Below are 20640 nucleotides of genomic sequence, written 5' to 3' on the forward strand. Positions count from 1 at the left end.
GCGATGCGAGGTTCCGTGGCCGCGCGTCCCCTCCGTAACCTGTCATCCGAAGCAACGGGGGCGGGGACACAGGTGGATCGATCACAGGGCACGGAAGCGGGGCTGTTGCTGGCCGGGAGGTACCGGCTGGGCGACGTCCTCGGACGCGGCGGCATGGGCAAGGTGTGGCGCGCCCACGACGAGGTGCTGCACCGCACGGTCGCCGTCAAGGAGCTGACCGCCGGTCTGTACGTGGCCGAGTCGGACCGGATCGTGCTGCACCAGCGGACCCAGAAGGAGGCCCGCGCGGCCGCCCGGATCACCCACCCCGGCGTCGTCACCGTCCATGACGTGGTCGAGTACGACAACCGGCCGTGGATCGTCATGCAGTACGTGGACGGGCCGTCGCTCGCCGACCGGGCGAAGGAGTCCGGCGGCGAGATCGAGGCCCGCGAGGCCGCCCGCATAGGGCTGCACGTGCTGGGCGCGCTGCGCGCCGCGCACGGGGCCGGGGTGCTGCACCGGGACGTGAAGCCGGGCAACGTGCTGCTCGCCCGGGACGGCCGGGTCCTGCTCACCGACTTCGGGATCGCCGCGATCGAGGGCGACTCCACCATCACCAGGACCGGTGAACTCGTCGGCTCCATCGACTACCTGGCGCCGGAGCGGGTACGCGGCGGCGACCCCGGCCCGGCCTCCGACCTCTGGTCCCTGGGCGCCACGCTGTACACGGCCGTCGAGGGACGCTCGCCGTTCCGCCGGACGTCCCCCATATCGACCATGCAGGCCGTCGTCACCGAGGAACCGCCGCCGCCCGCCCGGGCCGGGGCGCTCGCCCCCGTCATCACCGCGCTGCTGCGCAAGGAGCCGGACGAGCGTCCGTCGGCGGAGGAGACCGAGCGGATGCTCCTGGAGGCCATGGAGGGCCGCACGCCCCGGGCCGCGCAGGCGTTCGTCCCGACGCAGCACGTCTCCGAGGAGATGCTGCGCGGGGGCACCGCCGTACTGCCCCGGCCCGGTCCCGCCGCGATGCCCGCGCCCGTGCCCGCCCCGGCCGCCCGCCGCAGCCGCTGGCGTACGGCGGTCCTGGTCATCGTCCTGGCCGCGGTGCTCGGCGGCGGCGCGGGGATCGCCGCGATGCTGTACGGGAACCGCTCGGACGCGGCCGGGAGCGGGGACGGCGGCACGGCCTCGCACGGCGGCCGGAGCCCGGAGCCGGACACCTCGAAGACGAGGCCGACGCCCACGCCGAGCCCCTCGGACACCGTGACGCAGGACGTGCCGGACGGCTGGCGGCGGGTGGTGGACCCGTCCGGGTTCAGCGTGCTGCTGCCGGAGGGCTGGGAGCGCAAGGTCACCGAGAACAACATCGACTACAGCCCCGACGGGGGCGTGCACTACTTCCGGGTCAGCTCCGATCCGGCCCCCGACTTCGACAACTCCTACGACCACATGGTCGGGCTGGAGAAGTCGCTCAGCACCCGGCTGCCGGAGTACCGGCGGATCGAGCTGAACACCAACCTCTACCGCGACTACCCCGGTTCCATCTGGGAGTTCACCTGGACCGAGAAGGACGGCGAGGCGCGGCACGCGATCGACCAGATGTACTTCGAGAAGGACGGCGGCCCGGAGTACGCGCTCTACATGACGGGCCCGGCGGACGACTGGGACAACACCCGCGACCGCTTCAACGCGATCCTCCGCAGCTGGCGCCCCCCGGCCGAGCAATAGACCCCGGGCCGAGCAATAGCCCCTGATCAGGGCTTATGCCGCCAGTGATCACTGGCTGGGTCGGCGGGGGTGTGGCGGGACTCCGGGAGAGACGGTGAAAAGGTGTTACCCACGGGTACCCAAAGCCTTCCCGCCGACGTACTCTCGCCCTCATGACGGACTCGCAGGCCCCCACGTCCCCCGCCGCCGCCACGGCCGGCACCAACCCCGTGGCCGCCGCCCCCGCGGGCGTGCGCACGGCCGCCGATGTCGCGACGCCCGAGGTGATCGCCCGGCTGACGCGCGGCGTCACCGGCTCAGGCCGCACCGCCAACCACACGCCGTTCACCGGCGAGAAGCTGGCGGACCTGCCGGAGTCCACCCCCGAGGACGTGGCCACCGCTTTCGCGCGCGCCCGCGCCGCCCAGCCCGCCTGGGCCGCCCTGCCGGTCCGGACCCGGGCCGCCGTGCTCCTGCGCTTCCACGACCTGGTCATGAGCCGCCAGTCCGAGGTCCTCGACCTCATCCAGCTGGAGACCGGCAAGGCCCGGCTGCACGCCCACGAGGAGGTCCAGGCGGTCGCCGTCGCCGCCCGGCACTACGGCCGCAGGGCGGCCGCGTATCTGAAGCCGAAGCGGCACACCGGGGTCGTGCCGACGCTGACCAAGGTCACCGAACTCCGTCAGCCGCGCGGTGTCGTCGGCCAGATCGCCCCCTGGAACTACCCGCTGGAGCTGTCCGTCGGCGACGCGCTGCCCGCCTTCGTCTCCGGCAACGCCGTGGTGATGAAGCCCGACACCGAGACCGCGCTCACCGCCCTGTGGGCGCGCGACCTGCTGATCGAGGCGGGGCTCCCGGACGAGGTCTTCCAGGTCGTCCTCGGCGAGGGGCCGGTCGTCGGCCCCGAGGTCGTCAAGCACGCCGACTACGTCTCGTTCACCGGCTCCACCCGCACCGGCCGCGAGGTCGCCCAGGGCGCGGCGGCCCGGCTCGTCGGCGTCTCCCTCGAACTCGGCGGCAAGAACGCCATGCTGGTCCTGGCCGACGCCGACGTGGAGAAGGCCGCCGCCGGCGCCGTCCGCGCCTGCTTCTCCTCGGCCGGGCAGCTCTGCATCTCCATCGAGCGGCTGTACGTCCACGAGTCGGTCGCCGACGACTTCGTGGAGCGGTTCGCCGCCCGGACGAAGGCGATGCGGCTCGGCAGCGCCCTCGCATACGGCGCCGACATGGGCTCGCTGGTCGGCGAGCGCCAGCTGGAGACCGTCGGCCGACATGTCGCCGAGGCCGTCGAGAAGGGCGCCAGGCTGGTCGCGGGCGGGGTCGCCCGCCCGGACATCGGCCCGCTCTTCTACGAGCCGACGATCCTGGACGGCGTCGAGGCGCCCATGGCCGTGTGCACCGAGGAGACCTTCGGCCCGGTCGTCTCGATCTACCGCTTCCGCGACGAGGACGAGGTCGTGGAGCTGGCCAACGCCACCCCGTACGGCCTCAATTCGAGCGTCTGGACCAAGGACGGCCGGCGCGGCCACCGGATCGCCGCCCGGCTGCGCACCGGCACCGTCAACATCAACGAGGGGTACGCCCCCGCGTACGGCAGCGTGCAGTCCCCGATGGGCGGCATGAAGGACTCCGGTCTCGGCCGGCGCCACGGTTCCGAGGGCATCCTCAAGTACACCGAGGCCCAGACCGTCGCCCAGCAGCGGCTGATCCCGCTCGCCCCGTCCTTCGGGATGGACGACGAGAAGTACGCCGCGTTCATGACCCGCAGCCTGAAGGCGATGAAGGCGTTCCGCCTGCGCTGAGCCCCTTCGGGGGGCCGGTGAATCCCCGCACCACTTCTGTCCTTTTCGTACCGAGGAGTGCCATGTCCCAGGACAGCCCTGCCCAGAATCAGGACCGGCCGGCCGGTGCGGCCGACGACGACGCCGCGTACGACTACGACGTGATCGTCGTCGGGTCCGGCTTCGGCGGTGCGGTCTCGGCGCTGCGGCTGACCGAGAAGGGGTACCGGGTCGGCGTCCTGGAGGCGGGGCGCCGCTTCACCCCCGGGACCCTGCCGAAGAACTCCTGGGACCTGAAGAACTACCTCTGGGCGCCCGCCCTCGGCCTCTTCGGCATCCAGCGCGTCCACCTGCTCGGCAAGGTGATGGTGCTGGCCGGTGCCGGGGTGGGCGGTGGCTCCCTGAACTACGCCAACACGCTGTACGTGCCGCCCGCCCCGTTCTTCGAGGACCGGCAGTGGGCGCACATCACGGACTGGCAGGACGAGCTGAAGCCGTATTACGACCAGGCCAAGCGGATGCTCGGAGTCCGGCTCAACCCCACGACGACCCCCTCCGACGTCCACCTCAAGGCGACCGCCGAGGCCATGGGCGTCGGCGACACCTTCCACCTCGCCCCGGTCGGCGTCTTCTTCGGCGACGGGGAGGACGCGGACGGCACCGCACGCGCGAAGCCCGGCGGCACGGTCCCGGACCCGTACTTCGGCGGAGCGGGCCCGGCGCGCAAGGCGTGCACCGAGTGCGGCGAGTGCATGACCGGCTGCCGGCACGGCGCGAAGAACACCCTCAACGAGAACTACCTCCACCTCGCCGAGAAGGCCGGCGCGGTCATCCACCCCATGACCTCCGTCGTCGCCGTCACCGAGCACCCCGAGGGCGGCTACCGCGTCGCCACCGTGCCCACCGACCGGCGGAAGAAGGCGAAGCCCACGGCCCTGCGCGCCCGCAAGGTGGTCGTCGCGGCGGGCACGTACGGCACCCAGACCCTGCTGCACACGATGAAGGACAAGGGGCTGCTGCCCCGGCTCTCCGCGCGGCTCGGCGAGCTGACCCGTACCAACTCCGAGGGCCTGGTCGGTGCCCAGACCTCCGACCGGCGCTACCGCAAGAGGCACGGTACGAAGCCCGACTTCACCAAGGGCGTCGCCATCACCTCGTCCATCCACCCGGACGCCAACACCCACATCGAGCCCGTCCGCTACGGCAAGGGCTCCAACGCCATGGGCGGCCTGACCATCGTCCAGGTCCCCTACAGCGCCCACCGGGTCCGCGCCTGGCTCGCGAACCTGGTCAAGCACCCCACGATCGCCGCCCGCTCGCTCTCCAACCGGCGCTGGTCGGAGCGGGTCATCATCGGGCTCGTCATGCAGTCGCTCGACAACTCCCTGACCGCCTACCGCAAGCCGCGCGGCATCGGCAAGGGCCTGCTCACCGCCCGCCAGGGCCACGGCGCGCCCAACCCCACGCAGATCGCCGAGGCGACGCAGAGCGCGACCCTGCTCGCCGAGGAGATCAACGGCTTCCCCGGCTCCAACATCGGCGAGCTGATGGGCACCCCGCTCACCGCACACTTCCTCGGCGGCTGCCCGATCGGCGCCGACGCGGACGAGGGCGTCATCGACCCGTACCACCGGCTGTTCGGGCACCCGGGCATCTCGGTGGTCGACGGCTCGGCGGTCTCCGCGAACCTCGGGGTCAACCCGTCGCTGACGATCACCGCCCAGGCGGAGCGCGCCATGTCGTTCTGGCCGAACAAGGGCGAGCGGGACCCGCGCCCGGCGCAGGGCGAGGCGTACGAGCGGCTGGCGGCGGTGGAGCCGCAGGCGCCGGCGGTCCCGAAGGAGGCGTTCGGCGCGCTCAGGCTGCCGTTCCTGGGGATTCCGGCGGTGCCGCCTAAGGAGAAGGCGTAACGGCACGGGAACAGCAGAAGGGGCTGCACCCCCCTCCCAGTGCAGCCCCTCACGCTGTAACCGGTCCGTTGTTCAACAACCGACAACCGGTGTTCCGCATGCATGACCTGCCGGACCCCCGGATGGTTGTCCTCGTACTGATGAAATCCTTATGTGAGGTGGATCACTTCGCTTGTCGTGCCTGATCCGTGATCTGATTCCGGGCAACTTTTCCCGGGCGCCCCCGGTCGTACCCGCTGTCGCCGCCCCAGCGGTCACACAGCTCCCGACGACCCCGAAGGCCCAAGATGAGAAGCACGACCCCGTTCCGCCGTGCGGCGGGCATCGTCGCCTCGGCCGGCCTGCTGGCGGGCGGTCTGCTCACGCTGAGCAGCCCCGCGCAGGCCGCCTACCCCGAGTTCACGATCGGCGGTCCCGCCGAGACCGCGCTGCACCCGTATCCGGCCACGGGCTCCCCGCAGAAGTCGAGCCTCGACATCACGGTGACCAACCCGTCCGAGGACGAGGAGAACGGGTACTTCGCGGAGGAGTACACCGTCCGCTTCGACTTCGGGAAGCTGGCGGGCGTCGCGGACGTGTCCTTCGACAAGGAGGGCAGCCCGGACTGCGAGCGGACCGGGACCACCGTCGTCTGCCACGACTACGGGATCTGGCCCGGCCTGAGCACCCTCGCCGAGCTCCGGCTCAGCGCCGCCGAGGGGAGCGAGGACGGCGACTCCGGCACCATCGAGGTCACCGCCGAGGCCGAGGGCGCCACCTTCCGCCCGTTCACCGCGCAGGTGTCGATCGGCGGGCCCGACCTGTCGATGAAGCGGCTGCCGCTGAAGACGGAGCTCAAGCCCGGCGACAGCCAGCCGGTGCCCCTCACCTTCACCAACAACGGCACCCGCGCCGCCCAGGGCGTCCTGCTCACCCTGCGCAACACCCGCGGCCTGGAGTTCGCCGAGCGCTACGAGAACTGCGAGTACAGCGAGGAGGACCTGGGCATGGGCAGCCCGGGCGCCTGGTCCACCGCGCTCTGCACCTTCCCCGGCAGCTACGAGCCCGGCGCCACGTACACGCTGGAGGTGCCGCCCACCCTGCGGGCCACGGAGCGCGCCTTCTACGACTCCTTCCTCTACCGGATCGAGGAGGACGGCACCGACGCCCGGGCGGCGCTCCGCTCCGGCGCCCGCTTCAGCCCCGGCAAGGGCGCGCAGCTGGCCCTGCGCAAGGCCCCGGCCGTCCGCTCGGCCGACCTGGACCCGTCGGACAACCAGCAGGACGCCGACTTCCGGACCACCAACAGCGCCGACTTCGCGGCCTACGGCGACCGGGCGGCGGGCAAGCCCGGCGACACCGTCGACGTGACCCTGGGCTTCCGCAACAAGGGCCCCGCCTGGATCGGGTACATCCGCTCCGGCGAGCCCGTCGCCACCGTCGACTTCACCGTGCCCCACGGCAGCTACGTCGTCTCCAAGCCGGACATCTGCCGGGGCGTGACCGCGACCGGCGAGTACCGCGAGAACCAGGAGAAGGCCCCGCGCTACTTCTGCGCCACGCCCATGTCGGTCCTGGAGGACGCCGACTTCGCCCTGCCCTTCCGGCTGAAGCTCGTCTCGGCGGACCCGGGCAGCAACGGCGCGGTCGTCGTCCGCAACACCCACCTCCGGGCGCCCGCGCTGCCCTTCGACCCGAAGCCCGCCAACAACAAGGCGTCGGTGGAACTCAACGGCGAGGACGGGCACGCCACGACGGGCGGCTCCGACGACGGCGGCCCGACCGCCGCGGGCGGCTCGACCTCGTCGGGCACGAGCGGCACGAGCGGCACGAGCGGCACGAGCGGTACGAACGGCAGCACCGGCGGCTCCGGCACCACGGGCACCACAGGTACCTCCGGCACCTCCGGTTCCTCCGGCTCCGGCGGCGGCTCGCTCGCCTCCACCGGCACCGTCGCATTCGCCGCGTCCGGCGCGTCCGTCGTCGCGCTGCTCGCGGGCGGCGTCCTGTTCACCGTGTCCAGGCGGCGCGCGACGCGCTGACCCCGTACAAGGAGAAACGGCCGGCCCCGGGCGTCCCCGGAGCCGGCCGTTTCCCTGGAGAGACCTGGCGGTCCCCCCGAGTGACCGGGCTGCTGTCCCCTGCCGACCGGTCACGCACGCCGGTGCGTGGTCCCACGGCGTACACGCGGTACGCCACACACCCCGGCGGAGCCACGTGTGGTTCCTCTGAAGATCCGCCCCTGGCCGACGCGGACACCGGGACCAACGAAGCCGCGCGGGACCCGGTCACGCGCCGTACGGGTGAGACTCCGCCCGAACTGGGATACGGCGGGGGAGCGGCGTTCAGACCCGGCCCCGGCAGAGCTCCAGGAGCGTCATCGCCAGCGAGGTGCCCGGCTTGCCGAGCGCCTCGCGGTAACGGATCAGGATCTCCGTCTCGCGGGACAGGTTGACCCGGCGGCCGCCCGACGTCATGCGGGCCTCCTGGATCACCGACGAGACCGCCATCCGTTCCTGGACGAGCCCGATGATCCGGTCGTCCAGGGAATCGATACGGGTGCGGGCGTCGCCGATCAGGGACGCGGCCTCGTCGGTGCGGGCGCCGGTGGTCTCGGTGCTGGTGGTGCTGCTCATGACGGTCTCCCGGTGAGATGCGGCACCCCGGGGGCCGGACGGGCCCGGAACGCAGAACGCCCCGGGCCTTTCGGCCCGGGGCGCCTGGAACGTTGCTTGTCAGTTGCTCAAGCAGCACGACCATGGCAGCCGGCGGGCCGGATGCCATAGGTAAAGACGAAGGTCGTGTGCTGACGCATGGGGACAGTATGGCCCCCCGTCCCGGCGGGACCGCACCCGGCCCGGATCGTGAGACGGCGCACACCCGGGGCGGCGGCCCCGGACCGGGGCAGGCCACTTCCGGCCGCCGGTAGAATTGGAGGACCGACCCCTCTCCACCGCCGGAAGGCCGCCCGTGCCAGCAGCACCCCCCGCCGCCCCCGACACCACCACCGACGTGGTCCTGGTAGTCGACTTCGGCGCGCAGTACGCCCAGCTCATCGCCCGCCGCGTCCGTGAGGCCCGGGTCTACAGCGAGATCGTGCCGTCCACGATGCCGGTGGCCGAGATGCTGGCCAAGAACCCCCGCGCGATCATCCTCTCCGGCGGTCCCTCCTCCGTCTACGCCGAGGGCGCGCCCTCGCTCGACCGCGCGCTCTTCGAGGCCGGGGTCCCCGTCTTCGGCATGTGCTACGGCTTCCAGCTGATGGCGACCACGCTCGGCGGCACCGTGGACGACAACGGCGCCCGCGAGTACGGCCGCACCCCGCTGACCGTCTCCAAGTCCGGCTCCACCCTCTTCGAGGGCACCCCGGACGAGCAGTCGGTGTGGATGTCGCACGGCGACGCCTGCTCCGCCGCTCCCGAGGGCTTCACCGTCACCGCGTCCACGGACGTCGTCCCGGTCGCCGCCTTCGAGAACGACGAGAAGAAGCTCTACGGCGTCCAGTACCACCCCGAGGTCATGCACTCCACGCACGGCCAGCAGGTCCTGGAGCACTTCCTTTACCGGGGCGCGGGCATCGAGCCCACCTGGACCACGGGCAACGTGATCGAGGAGCAGGTCGCCGCGATCCGCGCCCAGGTCGGCGACAAGCGCGCCATCTGCGGCCTGTCCGGCGGCGTGGACTCCGCCGTCGCCGCCGCCCTCGTCCAGAAGGCCATCGGCTCGCAGCTCACCTGCGTGTACGTCGACCACGGCCTGATGCGCAAGGGCGAGACCGAGCAGGTCGAGAAGGACTTCGTCGCCGCGACCGGCGCCAAGCTCAAGGTGGTCGACGCCGAGAAGCGCTTCCTCGACGCCCTGGCCGGCGTGTCCGACCCGGAGCAGAAGCGGAAGATCATCGGTCGCGAGTTCATCCGCGTCTTCGAGCAGGCCCAGCTGGAGATCCTCCAGGAGGACGGCCCCGAGGTCGCCTTCCTCGTCCAGGGCACGCTCTACCCGGACGTCGTGGAGTCCGGCGGCGGCACCGGCACCGCCAACATCAAGTCCCACCACAACGTGGGCGGCCTCCCCGAGGACATCGAGTTCGAGCTCGTCGAGCCGCTGCGCCAGCTGTTCAAGGACGAGGTCCGGATGGTCGGCCAGGAGCTCGGCCTGCCCGACGAGATCGTCCAGCGCCAGCCCTTCCCCGGCCCCGGCCTCGGCATCCGCATCGTCGGCGAGGTCACCAAGGACCGGCTCGACCTGCTCCGCGAGGCCGACGCCATCGCCCGCGAGGAGCTGACCGCGGCCGGCCTGGACCGCGACATCTGGCAGTGCCCGGTGGTCCTGCTCGCGGACGTCCGCAGCGTCGGCGTCCAGGGCGACGGCCGCACCTACGGCCACCCGATCGTGCTGCGCCCGGTCTCCTCCGAGGACGCCATGACCGCGGACTGGTCGCGCCTGCCGTACGAGACGCTGGCGAAGATCTCCACCCGCATCACGAACGAGGTCGCCGACGTCAACCGCGTCGTGCTCGACGTGACGAGCAAGCCGCCGGGGACGATCGAGTGGGAGTAACCCTCCCCGCAGCCCGCTGACGATGCCGCCGCCCGGCGAACCGGGCGGCGGCATCTGTCTTCAGCCCCTCCGGCGCTTGAGGAGCGGGGCCCTGGGTGGAGCCCCGGTTTCCAGTTTCAGCCCCTCCGGCGCTTGAGGAGCGGGGCCCGGGGCAGCGCCCCGGTTTCGGGAAGGGGCGGGTCGGGGACAAGGCCCGCCGCAGGCGCCCCCACCCGCCCCCCCCGAAAACGCGTGGCGGACGCCGATCCCCCATGGCAGGCTCCGCCCCCATGTCCGCAGAAGAAATCCGCACCCTGATGTCCGCCGCCCACAACACCCACCTCACCTGGAACACCCCCCTCTCCGACGACCACGCCACCCACCTGATCACCGCCTGCGCCCCCACCCCCGGCTCCCGCATCGCCGACCTGGGCAGCGGCTGGGGCGAGCTGCTGATGCGCCTCGTGGAGTCCGCACCGGGCAGCACCGGCGACGCCGTGGAGACCGACCCGGAGGCCATCGCACGCGGCCGGGCACTCGCGGCGGAGCGCGGCCTCGCGGAGCGCGTACGGTTCCACGAGGTCCCCGCCGCCGAGTGGCCGGAGAAGGACTACGACCTCGCCGTGTCCATCGGCGCCTCGCACGCCTGGCCCGGCGGCACCCCCGAGGCCCTGGCCGCGCTGCGGGCCTCCGTACGGCCCGGCGGCCGGGTCCTGTTCGGCGAGGGCTTCTGGGAACGGGAGCCGGACGAGGCGGCCCTGACCGGCCTCGGCGCCGAACCGGGCGACTTCGGCTCGCTGCTCGACCTGATCCGCCAGGCCGAGGCGGCAGGGCTGCGTGCACTCCAGGTCACCGCCGCCGACCGACGCGAGTGGGACCTCTTCGAGTCGCACGCCAACATCGGCCGGGGCGAGCGCTGGGCCCTGGCCCACCCCGAGCACCCCCTGCGCGACGGGGTCGTCGCCGCCGTGGACGAGCGCCGCACCGGCTACTACGGCGGCTACCGGGGCACGTTCGGCCTGGCCTACCTCGTGCTCAGCGCCTGAACACCCGCACTCAGCACCCGAGCGGCCCTCGAACACGCTGGCGAAGGCACCCCTCCGGTGCGCCCCGATGCGGCACCCCTCCGCCCCGTACGGCACAATTCGCAGCGTTCACAGACGAGTTGGACCGCAGTTCGCGGCAACAGGGGCGGGAAAGGGCGGCGTTCTCCGTGGCGTTGGACGAGGCACGACAGGGCGCGCACGGCGGCGGCTGCACCTGCGGGGACTGCCCGCACGGGGCGCGCCAGGGACACCGGCGCGCGGTGGCCGCCTTCCTGGCCAAGCGCGACGGATTCGCCGCCGGGCAGGGGCTGCCGGCCGGGGTCGCCCAGTCGGCGTCCGCGACCCGGCAGTGGGTCTCCGACGAGCTGACCGAGTCCGCCCGCGAGGTGGCCGACCGGGGCCGCGAGGCCGGTGACGCCTGGCTGTACCGGGTGTGGCAGCGCACCCTGGTCCTCGTCTGGGGCGGCCTCGCCGTCCTCGCCCTTGCCGAGGCCGCCACCGCGATCGGGGCCGGCTGGACCCATGCCCGTACCGCCGGACTCGTCGCCGGTCTGGTCACCGCCGCGCTGCTGACCGCCGCCGCCCATGTCCACCGGGCCCGGGGCGGCCTCCTCGCCCCGCTGATCGGCGAGGACAACCGGCTCTCCACCTCCCGCGCGGTCGCCGCGTCCTGGGTGCTGCTCGCCGTGTTCGCCGTCCTCGTCCTCGCCCTGGAACTGGCCGCCGCCTCCGGGCACGCCCGGCGCGACGAGCTGATCGAGGGCCTGGACCTGGCGCGCGGCGCCGGGATCGTGACGGTCCTCGCGCTGGTGTGCGCGGTGGCGGTGGCCGTGCGCCGGGTGGTGAGCGTACGGGTGCTGTCCGGACGGCTCCAGAAGCTGCGCGCCGACCGGCCGCGCGCGGCCGACCTGCTCACCGACGACTCGGGGCGCGGCGGCTTCACGGACGTGCAGTACGTGCTGGTGTCCACGGTCGCCGCGGTGTTCGCCGCCGTCCGCCTCGCCCGCAGGCCCGAGCAGCTGCCCGACCTGCCGTGGGGCCTCGCCCTCCTGGTGGCGGTCTCGGCGGCCGTCTACTTCACCGGGAAGTTCGGCGAGGGCGGCCGGCCCGTCGTGCTCTCGGTCGTCCGGGCCCGCGAGGCGGGCGACCTGGACGCGCCGATCCGGACCGGCGACGACATCGAGATCCGGGGCGCGGGATTCGTGCCGCCCGGCGCGGGGGCCCCGGACCGGCTGGCCCGGGTCGTGGTGCGGATCGGGACCGTGCACGTCCATGTCCCTCTGGTGCCGGTCCCCGGGGGCTTCGCGAACCCCTCCGACACGCTGCTGACCGTGCCGGTGCCGGTGGAGGTGGAGCCGGGCGTGGTCGAGGTGCAGGTGGTGACGGCCGCCGGCACGGAGACCGCCCCGGTCGTCATCGACGTCACGGACTGACCCACACCCCGCGAACCCGGACCGCGCTGAACGCTTTCGCCGCGTTCGTACGTAAGGTCGGGTGACGGGCCGTACGGTCCGGTGGCACACGGCAGGCGGGAGCAGCATGTACGGGTACGGCGGTAACGGGCGCGGCCTGGGACGGGTCGAGGGCGAGGGCAGCAGCCTGCGGGACCTGGCGCGGCAGCACGCGCTGCTGCCGCTGCGGATCTTCCTCGGCGTCACCTTCGTGTACGCGGGGCTCGACAAGCTCACCGACAGCGCGTTCTTCCACGCCTCCGGCCCGGGGTCGATCGGCGAGCAGATGCACGCCGTCCGCGACTCCGCCGCGATCCCCGGCCTGGTCGACCTGGCGCTGAACAGCCCGTCCGGCTTCGGCTACGCGATCGCGATCGGCGAACTCGCCGTGGGCATCGGCACCCTCCTCGGCCTGTGGACGCGGATCGCCGCGCTCGGCGGTGCCCTCATCTCGCTGAGCCTGTGGCTGACCGTCAGCTGGCAGGTCTCCCCGTACTACCTCGGCAACGACCTGATCTACCTCATGGCGTGGCTGCCGCTGCTGCTGGGCGGGGCCGCGTCGCTCTCGGTCGACGCGCTCTTCGCGGCGCGCCGCCGCCGGATCCGGTAGCCGATCCACGTCACCCACGCGGCCGTCCACAGCCCTCCGCTGAGCAGCGCGATGAAGAACTGCGGCGGGGCGTCCCAGGCGCCCGCCGCGTCCGCCGCGTATCCGGCGGCCAGGGCCAGCATCACCAGGCCGGTGACGGCGCGCCCCGGCCGGAACTCATGACGCGGCACGGTTGACCTCCACCTGTCCGTAGTCCACTTCCAGATCCAGGTCGACCGTGCCGCCCGGGGTGCTGCCCTCGGCCGGTGACAGCGTCTTGCGCTGGTCCTGCGTGGCGCGGATGTCCAGATCGCCCTTGTGCCGCCCGTCCACCACCACGAGCGCCCCGAACCGGGTCCGCGCGTGCACCCGGACGGTGACCTCCGGCGGCACGTGCACCAGGACCCGGCCCGCCCGGGCCTCCACCCGGGTCCGCACGGTGTCGCCCTTGGGCACCGTGACCCGGGTCAGGTCCAGCTCGGCCTGGCCCGAGCCGATCGCGTACAGCGGCCGGACGGCGGCGACGGACGCCGGGCGCCACTCCTCGCGCACCCAGTGCGTGCTGATGTCCTTGGGCAGCGAGGCGGCGCCCACCAGCAGCCCGGACGTGATCACCGCCAGCAACAGCGTGCCGAACCCGGTCCGCCCGACGAACGCGCTGACCAGCATCGCCAGGCCGAACACCGCGAGCGCGGCGGCGAGCCCGGCCTCCAGGCTCGTGCCCAGCGGCTGGGACTCCCAGGTCAGCCCCGTACCGAGACCGCCCGCGAGCAGGGCGCCGAGGAACGCGAGGCCGGCGATGGACCGCGGCCCCCGCACCTCCCGCGACCGGGGCGGCGGCGGGCGGAACGGCGCGTCGGGCGTCGCCCCGCGCGGCTCCCGCTCCCCGCCGACCACCGTGTCCGGCGGCCCCCACAGATAGCCCAGGGCCACCGGCCCCGTCGTGCCGTCCTTGACGATCGGGTCGCGCCACCAGGAGGGTCCGGACAGGGTCGGCGGCGCCTTCACCTCGGGCGGTGCCTCCGAAGCCGCCTGCGCGGCCGCCTGGTGCAGCGGGTCCTCGGGACCGGCCTTCTTGCGCGCCTGCGTCCACATCGAGAAGCCGAGGACCGCGACCGACAGCATCGCGGAGAACGCCAGCGTGCCGCCGTTCCCCAGCATCGACAGGAACAGACCGCAGCCGATCAGCGCGCACAGCACCGCGCTCAGCGACGCCAGCTCGACCCGCCCCGACAGCAGCCGCCGCGCCTCGTTCTCGTCCTCGCCCTCCACCGGGATCAGCAGCCAGGCGAAGCCGTAGAAGATCAGCCCGAAACCACCGGTCACCGAGAGCACCCCGAGCACGATCCGGAAGATCACCGGATCGACGTCGCAGTACCGGCCCAGCCCGCCGCACACCCCGGCCACCACCTTGTGCCGCGGGCTGCGGTGCAGGCGCGGTGCGGAGTCCGGGGGAGGTGCGGCGCCGGGCGGCGCGTCCTGGGGAACGGTCATGGCTCCATGGTGACGGCCCCCGCGCCCCACCGGCACCCGCCCCGACCCTGGCCGGTCCCTGATATTGGCCCGCCCGCCTCTCAGGGACGCCGGGCCCCGCCCCGCCCTCGCCCCCCGGCTGTCTCAGGGTCGAACCGGGGGCCGACCCTGATGCCCTCGCCCGTACGGGCATGTGACGATCGGACCATGCCAGCCGCCACCACCCGAGCCGCAAGCTCCCACGCCCCCGACCCGGAGGAGCCCCCGCTGCGCAAGCTGTACCGCAGCGCCGACGGCAGGCTCCTCGGCGGAGTGGCGCGCGGACTCGCCGGACACCTCGGACTCCCGGTCGCCTGGCTCCGCTTCGTCTTCCTCGGCCTGTTCTTCGCGGACGGCCTCGGCGCCCTGCTGTACGCGGTGTTCTGGATCGTGGTCCCGCTCGGCGTCGGCGGTGTGGAAGGACCCCGGTCCGTCTTCGAGACCGCCCCCGACGGCACGCGCCGCCTCCGCAAACCCGACAAGGGCCAGCTCTTCGCCCTCATCGCGCTGCTCATCGGCGCCTTCGTCTTCGTCGGCAACGTCGACATGGGCAGCAAGGCCGACCGCTACATCTGGCCCAGCCTCCTCATCGGCGCCGGTTCCGTCCTCGTCTGGCGCCAGGCGGACAACGCCCGCCGCGCCCGCTGGATGGAGGTCGGCCGCCGCCGCCGCGTCCTGCAACTGGCCCGCGCGCTGGCCGGAGTCGCCCTTGTCGGCCTCGGCCTCGCCGTCTTCATGGTCGTACGCGGCTCCGCCGCCCAGCTCGGCAACGTCATCACCGCCGCCATCGCCGTGCTCACCGGCATCGCCCTCCTCGCCGGCCCCTATCTCGTCCGCATGACCCAGGACCTCTCCGAGGAACGCCTCATGCGCATCAGGGCCCAGGAGCGCGCCGAGGTCGCCGCCCACGTCCACGACTCCGTGCTGCACACCCTCACCCTGATCCAGCGCAACGCCGACGACGCCGGTGAGGTCCGCCGCCTGGCCCGCGCCCAGGAGCGCGAGCTGCGGAACTGGCTGTACAACCCCGAGGGCACCGGCAAGGACGAGGACGACGAGCCGGAGACCCTGGCCGAGGCCGTCAAACGGGCCGCCGCCGAGGTCGAGGACAAGCACGGCGTCCCGCTGGAGGTCGTCGTCGTCGGCGACTGCCCGCTGGACGAGAAGCTGGCCGCGCAGATGCAGGCCGCACGCGAGGCGATGGTCAACGCCGCCAAGTACGGTGGCGAGGGCGGCGCCGTCCAGGTCTACGCGGAGGTCGAGGGCCGCACGGTCTTCGTCTCCGTGCGCGACCGGGGCCCGGGATTCGACCTGGACTCCGTACCGGGGGACAGAATGGGCGTACGAGAATCGATCATCGGCCGGATGCAGCGCAACGGCGGCACGGCCCGGCTGCGTTCGGTGCCCGGCGGGGGCACCGAGGTCGAGCTTGAGATGGAGAGGACGAGCGATGAACGGGACCAGTGAGGCGACCGGGGGCCAGGAGAGCCCGGAGCGCCGGGTACGAGTCGTGCTCGTCGACGACCACCGGATGTTCCGCACCGGCGTACAGGCCGAGATCGGCCGCACCGAGGAGACCGGCGTCGAGGTCGTCGGCGAGGCGGCCGACGTCGACCAGGCGGTCACCGTCATCACGGCGACCCGCCCCGAGGTCGTCCTCCTCGACGTCCACCTCCCCGGTGGCGGCGGCGTCGAGGTGCTGCGCCGCTGCGCGCCCCTGATGGGCGCCGCCGAGAACCCGGTGCGCTTCCTCGCGCTCTCCGTGTCCGACGCCGCCGAGGACGTCATCGGCGTCATCCGGGGCGGCGCCCGGGGATACGTCACCAAGACGATCACCGGCACCGACCTGGTCGACTCGGTCTTCCGCGTGCAGGACGGCGACGCCGTCTTCTCGCCCCGCCTGGCCGGCTTCGTCCTCGACGCCTTCGCCTCCACGGACGCGCCCCCGGTCGACGAGGACCTGGACCGGCTGACCCAGCGCGAGCGCGAGGTCCTGCGCCTGATCGCCCGGGGCTACGCGTACAAGGAGATCGCCAAGCAGCTGTTCATCTCGGTGAAGACGGTCGAGTCCCACGTCTCGGCGGTGCTCCGCAAGCTCCAGCTCTCCAACCGCCACGAACTCACCCGCTGGGCGACGGCGCGACGGCTGGTCTAGCGCCTTGCGGGATCAGGCGGGGTCCAGCGAGATGTTCAGCTTCTCGCCGATCCTCCGGTAGCCGATGGAGACGTAGATCCGCTCCACGTCGGCGTCGCCCGGCTCCAGCCACACCACGCGGCAGCCCCGTGCGAACGCGGTGCGCGTCAGGTGGGCGGAGAGCGCGGCGCCGATGCCCCGGCGGCGGAAGTCCGCGCCGACCGCCAGGCCCGCCAGCTCGCTCAGCCCGTCCACCGGGACCGAGCAGCCGCCCGCGCCCGCCGGGACACCGCCGACCGTCGCGAGCGCGGCGACCCCGCCGCCCGCCACCGCGTCGCGCAGCCACTGCGCCGTGCCGTCCTCGGGCTCGCCCTCCCCGCCGTACCCCAGGTGCTGGACGAGCGCGGCGGCGGCGAACTCCGCTTCCGAGGCGGGCTCGGCCATGACCAGGTCCGCGACCGGCTCCGGCTCCACCAGCCCGCCGGGGGCGCAGGCGAGGACGGGGGCGCGGTTCTCGACGGTGAACCCGGCGGCGAGCAGCGCCGGTTCGACGGCGGGCGCCCAGCCGGGCAGGAACTCCAGGCGCGGCATCCGGTCCCGCTCGCGGAACGCCGCTATCAGCGCGTCGAGTTCGCCGGGCGTCGGCTCCGCGCCCTGGTCCGGGATCGCGTAGTTGGCGTACTTCAGCGACCAGTTCGGGTTGTAGCGGATCACGAAGGGCCCGACGCGGACATGGTCCGGGGAGCGCAGCGTGAGCGTACGGGCGTGGGTCTGGACGTCGGCGTCCATCGGCATGTGCGGTTGTCCTTCGGGCCGTTGGCTTCGGAGGGCCGGAGCCTATGCCACCCGGGTCGCCCCCGCGAAGGGCATTTCGTCGAGGGGCGCGATCCGGACCGGGGCCCCGGGGCGCGGCGCGTGGATCATCCGGCCGTTGCCGATGTACAGGCCGACATGGCTGATGCCCGAGTAGAAGAACACCAGGTCCCCGGGGGCCAGCTGGGAGCGCGCGACCCGCTGTCCGGCGTTGATCTGGGTGTACGTGGTCCGGGGCAGCGACACCCCGGCGGCGCGCCAGGCGGCCTGGGTGAGCCCGGAACAGTCGAAGGAGTCCGGCCCGGTCGCGCCCCATACGTACGGCTTGCCCAGGGCGCTGTACGCGAAGGCGACCGCCTGGGCGGCGCGCGAATGGGGCGCGGCGACGGTGGAGCGCGGCGCGCTGCGGTCGGCGTGGCCGGCCCCGCGGCCCTCCTCGGCGGCGTCGTAGGAGGCGCGCTCGGCCGGGGTGAGGCGGGCGAGCAGGCGGCGGGCCTCGGCCAGCTTGGCGCGGACGGTCGCCCGGTGCTCCTTCAGGGCGGCCTGCCGGGAGGCCAGCTCGGTGAGCTTCCCGGCCGCCTCGGCGCGCACCTGGGCGATCTCCGCGACCTGGCGGCGCACCGAGCGCACCTCGGCGGCCCGGCGTTCACCGGCCCGCTCCGCGTAGGTGGCGCGGCGCAGGTACTGGTCCGGGTCGGAGGAGAGCGCCAGCTGCACGGAGGGGTCGATCCCGCCGGACCGGTACTGCGCGGCGGCGTACGCGCCGAGCACGTCGCGGGCGGTGTTGAGACGGGCGGTCCTGCGGGCGGCCTCGTCGCGCAGGGCGTCGACCGACTTGGCGGCGGCGGTCGCCTCGGACTTCGCGCCGTTGTACTTCTCGGTGGCGACCTCCGCCTCCCGGTACAGCCGGTCCACCTGGGCCTTGACCTGCTTCGCGGTGGGCGCGGGGTCCGCGTGCGCGGCTCCCGGCAGCACGGCGGCCGTCGCGGCTCCGGCGACGGCGAGGGTCGCCGCGGTGCGAGCCGCGGAGGCGGTGGTGAGGCGCTGCCTGGGTTTGCGATGCGCTGCCACGGGGGCGGGCGTCCTTCCGTGCGACGGCCCGGCGGGGGGTACCGGCGGGGTGCTCCGGTGGCCGGCGAGGACGGTTCCTGGTCCACGGCCACCGGGAAGGGACGCTAATCCCAGGTCACGGGACGGTGTCGTTATGACGGTTATTGCCCGCTCTTGGCGTGGCATTGTCACCGGATGACCGCTCTTGAAGCCTGAATGGCCGGGAAAAGGGCCACAGAATCAGGCAAAAAGTGCATTCATCATTCAAGCGGCCCGTAGGCCCCACCCTGCCCGGAGGGGTCCGGTGAGAGGGCTCTAGGGTGCACAACCATGCGCGTACTCATCGATTTCGTCGTCGCCCTGCACATCATCGGCATCGCTGCCCTGCTCGGCGGCTTCCTCGGCCAGATGAAGGCGATGAAGGCCGGCACCGCCCGGTTCGTCCCCGGCATGCTGCACGGTGCGCTGACCATGCTCGTCACCGGCGTCGCCCTCGTCGGCCTGGACCAGGCCGACGACCACCCCGTGAACAACGTCAAGATCGGGATCAAGCTGCTGTTCCTGGTCGTGATCCTGGGGCTCGTCTACATCAAGCGGGACGAGGAGAAGGTCGAGAAGGGCGCCTTCGCGGCGGTCGGCGCGCTGACCCTGGCGAACATCTTCATCGCCACGCTCTGGACCTGAGCGGCGGACGCGCCCCGGAAGAGGGGGCCGGCCCGCTCGGACCGGCCCCCCTCCCCGGTCAGGCCGGGCGCACACTCCCGTAGATCGGCATGTAGTAGATCGACTCCTCGCGCACGTTCGCCCCGGGCTTCGGCGCGTGGATCATCATCCCGTCGCCCTTGTAGATCCCCACGTGGCTGATGTCGTCGTAGAAGAAGACCAGGTCACCGGGTTGCAGATCGGCCGTCGCGATCCGGGTCCCGACGTTCACCTGGTCCCAGGTGGTACGCGGGAGGTCGACGCCCGCCGCCTTCCAGGCCGCCTGCGTCAGCCCCGAGCAGTCGTACGAGGCGGGGCCCGTCGCCCCCCAGACGTACGGCTTGCCGATCTGGGCGCGGGCGAACGCGAGGACCTTCTCCGCCTTGGTGGAGGCGCTGCTCCCGGAGCCGGTGTCCGAACCGGAGCCCGAGCCCGTCTCCGTACCGCTGCTCCCCGCCTCCTTGGCCTTCCGCTCGGCCTCCTTACGGGCGGCGGCCTGCTTCTTCGCCAGCTCCGCGGCCTTCCGCTTCGCCTCCGCCTCCTTCTTGCGCTCCAGCTCCGCCAGCCGCGCCTTCTCCTCGGCGGTCAGCTTCGACAGCAGCGTCCGGGCCTCTGTCAGCTTCGTCTGGACGTTCTGCTTGCTGGTGCGCAGCGAGGCCTGCGACTCGGTCAGCGTCTCCAGGCTCTCCACGGCCTCGGCCCGCTGCTCGGACGCCTTGGCCTGCTGCGTACGGAACTCCGTGACCGCCTGCTGCTGGCGCTCGGCCATCCGGTCCATGAGGTGCGTCTGGTCGAAGAACGACTGCGGGTCGTCGGCCAGGAAGAAGGTCGCGGTCGGCGCGAGGCCGCCGTTGCGGTACTGGGCGGCGGCGTAGTTGCCCAGCGTCCTGCGGGCGTCGTTCACCTTCTCGGTGCGCTCGGCCACGTCGTCCAGGAGCGAGTCGACCCTGGACTTCTGCCGGTCCGTGGCCTCCTTGGCCTGGTTGTACTTCTGGGTCGCGTTGCCGGCCTGCCGGTACAGGTCGTCGACCTTCTTCTGTACTTCCTCGATGCTCGGCTTCGGCGCGGGCGCGGCCATCGCGCTCTGGGAGGACAGCAGGGTCACCGAGGCCAGCGCGGCCGAGGTCAGCCCGACGGCCGGGACGGTGGAGCGCATCCGGGTGCGCGGTTTGCGATGCGACGCCAAGGCCGGCATCTCCTTCCGTGGACCGCCTACCGGGTTAGCTGTCGGGTTCGGGCGGAACGGAAGGCTGCCCTACGGTCCGGTGGGGAAGGACCGATTCACCCCGGTACTGCGTGTGGGTCCCCGGTTCCGGGCGGGCCCGGATTCGGCGTGGCGGCACGCTCGGCGTAGGTCGCCTCTGGGGGTACGGGCCGTCCGAACGTGCACGCTAGCCAACTCATGGGGCCGCTGTGAAGGTTGGTGTGCGATATGCCCGATACATTTC

Annotated in this window: 17 protein-coding genes and 1 riboswitch; of the genes, 11 read left to right on the plus strand and 6 right to left on the minus strand. The window is 72.9% G+C overall.

The features are described from left to right. Positions 1 to 72 precede the first annotated feature (72 nt). The 4 genes from ACFZAT_RS01755 to ACFZAT_RS01770 all read left to right on the plus strand — a co-directional run bounded on the left by ACFZAT_RS01755 (position 73) and on the right by ACFZAT_RS01770 (position 7401). On the plus strand, positions 73 to 1710 hold the full coding sequence (locus ACFZAT_RS01755) for a protein kinase (RefSeq protein WP_391258569.1): 1638 nt from the start codon (positions 73 to 75) through the stop codon (positions 1708 to 1710). Positions 1711 to 1862: 152 nt separating this feature from the next. Next, positions 1863 to 3491: a succinic semialdehyde dehydrogenase gene (locus ACFZAT_RS01760; protein WP_391258572.1), complete on the plus strand. Its 1629-nt coding sequence runs from the start codon at positions 1863 to 1865 to the stop codon at positions 3489 to 3491. Between the two features lie 62 nt (positions 3492 to 3553). Beyond that, positions 3554 to 5380 (plus strand): GMC oxidoreductase, encoded by a 1827-nt coding sequence (locus ACFZAT_RS01765; protein ID WP_391258574.1) that lies wholly within the window; start codon positions 3554 to 3556, stop codon positions 5378 to 5380. A gap of 287 nt (positions 5381 to 5667) precedes the next feature. Beyond that, the gene (locus tag ACFZAT_RS01770) at positions 5668 to 7401 is read left to right on the plus strand and encodes a peptidase (RefSeq protein WP_391258577.1); all 1734 of its coding nucleotides are present in this window, start codon (positions 5668 to 5670) and stop codon (positions 7399 to 7401) included. A gap of 303 nt (positions 7402 to 7704) precedes the next feature. On the opposite strand, the gene ACFZAT_RS01775 is transcribed toward ACFZAT_RS01770, so the two are convergent. Beyond that, positions 7705 to 7995: a chorismate mutase gene (locus ACFZAT_RS01775; RefSeq protein WP_391258579.1), complete on the minus strand. Its 291-nt coding sequence runs from the start codon at positions 7993 to 7995 to the stop codon at positions 7705 to 7707. A gap of 334 nt (positions 7996 to 8329) precedes the next feature. Between ACFZAT_RS01775 and guaA the strand changes: the two genes are divergently transcribed. From guaA to ACFZAT_RS01795, 4 genes are all read left to right on the plus strand, one after another. Then, entirely contained in the window at positions 8330 to 9916 is a 1587-nt protein-coding gene (gene guaA, locus ACFZAT_RS01780; RefSeq protein WP_147970504.1) for a glutamine-hydrolyzing GMP synthase, read from the plus strand. A gap of 269 nt (positions 9917 to 10185) precedes the next feature. Beyond that, complete coding sequence (locus ACFZAT_RS01785; RefSeq protein WP_391258583.1) at positions 10186 to 10941, plus strand: methyltransferase domain-containing protein; 756 nt, start codon at positions 10186 to 10188, stop codon at positions 10939 to 10941. Between the two features lie 167 nt (positions 10942 to 11108). Continuing rightward, a complete protein-coding gene (locus tag ACFZAT_RS01790) occupies positions 11109 to 12374 on the plus strand; it encodes a hypothetical protein (RefSeq protein ID WP_391258586.1) in 1266 nt (421 codons plus the stop codon). Positions 12375 to 12480: 106 nt separating this feature from the next. Further along, complete coding sequence (locus ACFZAT_RS01795) at positions 12481 to 13002, plus strand: DoxX family membrane protein (protein WP_391258589.1); 522 nt, start codon at positions 12481 to 12483, stop codon at positions 13000 to 13002. On the opposite strand, the gene ACFZAT_RS01800 is transcribed toward ACFZAT_RS01795, so the two are convergent. After that, positions 12909 to 13172 carry a hypothetical protein gene (locus ACFZAT_RS01800; protein WP_391258590.1) on the minus strand — a complete coding sequence of 88 codons (264 nt, stop codon included), beginning with the start codon at positions 13170 to 13172 and terminating at the stop codon, positions 12909 to 12911. The two genes, ACFZAT_RS01795 and ACFZAT_RS01800, sit on opposite strands and share 94 nt — an antisense overlap. Further along, on the minus strand, positions 13159 to 14475 hold the full coding sequence (locus ACFZAT_RS01805) for a PspC domain-containing protein (RefSeq protein WP_391258592.1): 1317 nt from the start codon (positions 14473 to 14475) through the stop codon (positions 13159 to 13161). Before ACFZAT_RS01805 ends, ACFZAT_RS01800 begins: the two co-directional genes overlap by 14 nt. A gap of 186 nt (positions 14476 to 14661) precedes the next feature. Between ACFZAT_RS01805 and ACFZAT_RS01810 the strand changes: the two genes are divergently transcribed. Both ACFZAT_RS01810 and ACFZAT_RS01815 read left to right on the plus strand, forming a co-directional pair. Further along, positions 14662 to 15960 carry a PspC domain-containing protein gene (locus tag ACFZAT_RS01810; protein ID WP_391258595.1) on the plus strand — a complete coding sequence of 433 codons (1299 nt, stop codon included), beginning with the start codon at positions 14662 to 14664 and terminating at the stop codon, positions 15958 to 15960. After that, positions 15944 to 16648: a LuxR C-terminal-related transcriptional regulator gene (locus ACFZAT_RS01815; RefSeq protein ID WP_391258598.1), complete on the plus strand. Its 705-nt coding sequence runs from the start codon at positions 15944 to 15946 to the stop codon at positions 16646 to 16648. Before ACFZAT_RS01810 ends, ACFZAT_RS01815 begins: the two co-directional genes overlap by 17 nt. Positions 16649 to 16660: 12 nt before the next feature. Here ACFZAT_RS01815 and ACFZAT_RS01820 read toward each other — a convergent pair whose 3' ends face one another. Both ACFZAT_RS01820 and ACFZAT_RS01825 read right to left on the minus strand, forming a co-directional pair. Beyond that, positions 16661 to 17422 (minus strand): GNAT family N-acetyltransferase, encoded by a 762-nt coding sequence (locus ACFZAT_RS01820; RefSeq protein WP_391258600.1) that lies wholly within the window; start codon positions 17420 to 17422, stop codon positions 16661 to 16663. A gap of 42 nt (positions 17423 to 17464) precedes the next feature. Then, a complete protein-coding gene (locus ACFZAT_RS01825; protein ID WP_391258602.1) occupies positions 17465 to 18511 on the minus strand; it encodes an NlpC/P60 family protein in 1047 nt (348 codons plus the stop codon). 309 nt (positions 18512 to 18820) lie between these two features. On the opposite strand from ACFZAT_RS01825, the gene ACFZAT_RS01830 reads away from it, so the two are divergent. Then, on the plus strand, positions 18821 to 19174 hold the full coding sequence (locus ACFZAT_RS01830; RefSeq protein ID WP_073964366.1) for a hypothetical protein: 354 nt from the start codon (positions 18821 to 18823) through the stop codon (positions 19172 to 19174). Positions 19175 to 19232: 58 nt separating this feature from the next. On the opposite strand, the gene ACFZAT_RS01835 is transcribed toward ACFZAT_RS01830, so the two are convergent. Continuing rightward, the gene (locus ACFZAT_RS01835) at positions 19233 to 20387 is read right to left on the minus strand and encodes an NlpC/P60 family protein (protein ID WP_391258605.1); all 1155 of its coding nucleotides are present in this window, start codon (positions 20385 to 20387) and stop codon (positions 19233 to 19235) included. Continuing rightward, positions 20386 to 20536: riboswitch (cyclic di-AMP (ydaO/yuaA leader) on the minus strand. (Overlaps the previous gene by 2 nt.) Positions 20537 to 20640 lie beyond the last annotated feature (104 nt).

It is taken from the genome of Streptomyces sp. NPDC008163 (assembly GCF_042956885.1).
Lineage (GTDB): Bacteria > Actinomycetota > Actinomycetes > Streptomycetales > Streptomycetaceae > Streptomyces > Streptomyces drozdowiczii_A.

Coding starts and splice junctions, on each gene's coding strand:
- ACFZAT_RS01760 (WP_391258572.1), top strand. CDS start 1,863: ATGACGGACTCGCAGGCCCCCACGTCCCCCGCCGCCGCCACGGCCGGC.
- ACFZAT_RS01765 (WP_391258574.1), top strand. CDS start 3,554: ATGTCCCAGGACAGCCCTGCCCAGAATCAGGACCGGCCGGCCGGTGCG.
- ACFZAT_RS01770 (WP_391258577.1), top strand. CDS start 5,668: ATGAGAAGCACGACCCCGTTCCGCCGTGCGGCGGGCATCGTCGCCTCG.
- ACFZAT_RS01775 (WP_391258579.1), bottom strand. CDS start 7,995: ATGAGCAGCACCACCAGCACCGAGACCACCGGCGCCCGCACCGACGAG.
- ACFZAT_RS01785 (WP_391258583.1), top strand. CDS start 10,186: ATGTCCGCAGAAGAAATCCGCACCCTGATGTCCGCCGCCCACAACACC.
- ACFZAT_RS01795 (WP_391258589.1), top strand. CDS start 12,481: ATGTACGGGTACGGCGGTAACGGGCGCGGCCTGGGACGGGTCGAGGGC.
- ACFZAT_RS01805 (WP_391258592.1), bottom strand. CDS start 14,475: ATGACCGTTCCCCAGGACGCGCCGCCCGGCGCCGCACCTCCCCCGGAC.
- ACFZAT_RS01810 (WP_391258595.1), top strand. CDS start 14,662: ATGCCAGCCGCCACCACCCGAGCCGCAAGCTCCCACGCCCCCGACCCG.
- ACFZAT_RS01815 (WP_391258598.1), top strand. CDS start 15,944: ATGAACGGGACCAGTGAGGCGACCGGGGGCCAGGAGAGCCCGGAGCGC.
- ACFZAT_RS01820 (WP_391258600.1), bottom strand. CDS start 17,422: ATGCCGATGGACGCCGACGTCCAGACCCACGCCCGTACGCTCACGCTG.
- ACFZAT_RS01830 (WP_073964366.1), top strand. CDS start 18,821: ATGCGCGTACTCATCGATTTCGTCGTCGCCCTGCACATCATCGGCATC.
- ACFZAT_RS01835 (WP_391258605.1), bottom strand. CDS start 20,387: ATGCCGGCCTTGGCGTCGCATCGCAAACCGCGCACCCGGATGCGCTCC.